Here is a 2830-nt window from a genome sequence, read left to right on the forward strand (position 1 = left end):
CACCTTTTTCATAAAGAGATTGCAGCAAAATTAATGATATCGATTCTTTTCTAAATTTCGTGTTACATCGTTAACTTCTCGACGTTTCATGAAAATTATAACACCACCAAAACGGCCTAAAGCGAGCTTAACCTAGGTTGACCCGTGTTAAACATTCGTAGCTGTCACCTAAAAGATGCATAAAATAACGTTGCCGGTGCCTGATACGAGTTATAATAACAAAAAGGGGGTATTTAAAAATGACGGACCGAAGGACCATCGCTTTTTTGGCTTTAGGCCTGTGTCTGGCCTGTGGGCTTATAATCTCGAGCTACTTTTTAAGCAACGCTTTAAAGGAAATAAAGATGGCGGAACGTTACGTCACTGTTAAGGGATTGTCAGAGCGAATCGTGGAGGCAGACCTCGCGATATGGAACATATCCTTCAGGAACTCCGCCAACGACCTTGAGGAGCTTCAAAACGACATAGATGACAACAAAGCTAAGCTATATAATTTCTTACTTGGAATGGGTTTTTCTGAGTCAGAAATTTCAAGCATGCCCCCACAAATTACCGACACACAATCTCTGCCCTACTACGATGCCGGCAAAGGGAGAGAATATCGTTACATCGCAGTGACAAGGATAACTCTTCGCTCGAATAACGTTGCCGGTGTAAAACACGCCATGGAGAAAGCAGGAGAGCTGGTATCATCGGGAATTGCCATCGGCGAGGACAGCTCCGCGCAGTTTTCCTTCACAAAGTTAAATGACATAAAGCCCGAAATGATCGCCGAGGCGACCAAAAACGCGAGAGAAGCTGCGGAACAGTTTGCCAGAGATTCGGGATGTCAGGTTGGCGCAATAAGAAGGGCAACCCAGGGGTATTTCACCATCAACGACAGGGATGCCGGGTCACCCGATTACAAAGTGGTCCGAGTTGTGACTACCATAGACTTCTTCCTATCGTCACGTTGATATAACGCCCTTGTGGAAAACATGGTTTTTCACACCTGCTATTTTGCCTTTGGATGTGACGCTTCTTCGAGAATCTTCTCCAAAACTTCTATCGTCTCTCGGGGCAGTTTATCAAAACCGCCCCTTTCGGTTTCTTTCTCTTTGATAAACTTAATTCTATCGTTCATGCGCGCGATGAACTGCTCTTTATACCCTTTGTCACTTAAATCCGGCATGAAGCCATCAAGATGCATGATCTGAAGATCGGAAAAATTATCCCAGGGCACAAAACACGGCTTCTCCTCCGTTATGTTTTCTATAATTTGAAGGGTAAGCTTTGCCTCAATATCTTTTCCCATGAAATCTCCCGTGTTAAGGATGTAGCAATCAACGCCGCTGGCTAAAAATGTTTTGAAGCCTTCGTAATCAACGCTCAAGGGATATACCCTGAAAGGATTAGCATAGGGTTCAAAAACCAAGGCATCGGGGTCAACCCCCGGCGCAAGCCTTTCAGCCGTCGTCCTTCTTGTTGCAAGCGTAGCACCCAAAGTTGAACCCAGGCATGGATCCGTCACCTTCACCACGGGCGGCATAGTTGGATCTCTCATGAGCCAAAAGATGGCGTTTATTGGATCTTCCATTATATCTACCCTGTTTGGCGACCAAAACCTTGACCTTATCGCCCTCCCGTTTCCATTTCTCAAGTCTCGCATTATGGCGTAAAGCTTCCCGTCTTTACCTATGCTTGCTCCATTATTTTGAAGCGTTACGATAAACCTGCTCGCCTCGCTGTGCATGGAATAATCTTGCGTTTTATCGAAATATGTAGGCTCTAAAGCAATGGAGTACCCTTCATCCCGATTGACGACGAAGGCGTCATCGTGCAAGACGGTTATTTCGTATTTGCCTCCGTGTGTTGCGTGGGTAATCGTGGACTTCCCAGAGCCCGACAGTCCAAAGACCGCCATAACGAAGTTTCTTCCGCCATGCAATTTAAGCCTTTTCAAACCGCCGTGGCAGGAAAGAAATCCGTTTCTTGCGGCTGTACCCCAAGCTAAAGTTAAAGTGCCTTTCTTGAATTCCCCAAAGTATCTTAACCCCAAAATGGCAGCACAGTTATGATTTGGATCAAAAAAGGCCAAGCCAAGCGGATGTTCCGGGTGTTGCCAATCCGGATCAGAGAAAATAAAGATGTCTCCTTCCGGATACACCCTGGAATCTTGATATATCTTGCTGTAACAGTCATCGAGATATTGGAAATTGAGTATCCAGTTATATAAAATGTTTTCGTGTCCTTCGGGAACAAGCAAGTGGGCCTTGATCATGAAATCGGGATGCAATCCTACGATAGCCTCAGCGCGATATAACTTGCGAAATCGAGTCCCGTAAACTGCCTCCCGAAGTTTCGTAGCGTATTCGTCGACCTTGACGTTAGGCTCGCCCACGATTCGCCTGGCAGCGGCACATCGACCCACAACTGCCCCATCGTTAAAAAGTAACACCTTTGCCCCTTCGGGCAAACCCATTTTTTCTGCTTCAAATACCGGCATTCCTGAAAGTTCTATCGTACCCGGACTATCTTTTGCGAGATAGTAAGCCTCCTTTACAGAGGCCACGGACATGACGTTGTTGCCGTAGAAAGGAGTTTCAACAGTCGTGCGGATCCTGGATTGAATTTTTTCAAATCCATTTTGTATACATCCTATAGTAGCCATGCAATATCACTCCTTCACCTCCAAGATACGTAAACTTTTCGGTGTTACATCGTAATATAAAATTATTAGACATTGAGCAAGTTCTCAAAAATCAGGCTTTTAATTAAGATAATCTTATTCTATCATCTTATCACAGGGAGTAGTTCAGTCTACCACAAAAATACGATGCCAAAAAATCGT

Annotated in this window: 2 protein-coding genes; one reads left to right on the forward strand and one right to left on the reverse strand. The window is 44.9% G+C overall.

What is annotated here, in order from left to right; translation table 11 throughout:
• Positions 1-239 precede the first annotated feature (239 nt).
• A complete protein-coding gene (locus tag Q7P41_RS06745; RefSeq protein WP_303883048.1) occupies positions 240-956 on the forward strand; it encodes an SIMPL domain-containing protein in 717 nt (238 codons plus the stop codon).
• 38 nt (positions 957-994) lie between these two features.
• On the opposite strand, the gene Q7P41_RS06750 is transcribed toward Q7P41_RS06745, so the two are convergent.
• On the reverse strand, positions 995-2650 hold the full coding sequence (locus tag Q7P41_RS06750; RefSeq protein WP_303883049.1) for a phosphoenolpyruvate carboxykinase (ATP): 1656 nt from the start codon (positions 2648-2650) through the stop codon (positions 995-997).
• Positions 2651-2830 lie beyond the last annotated feature (180 nt).

Source organism: Acetomicrobium mobile, from assembly GCF_937920065.1.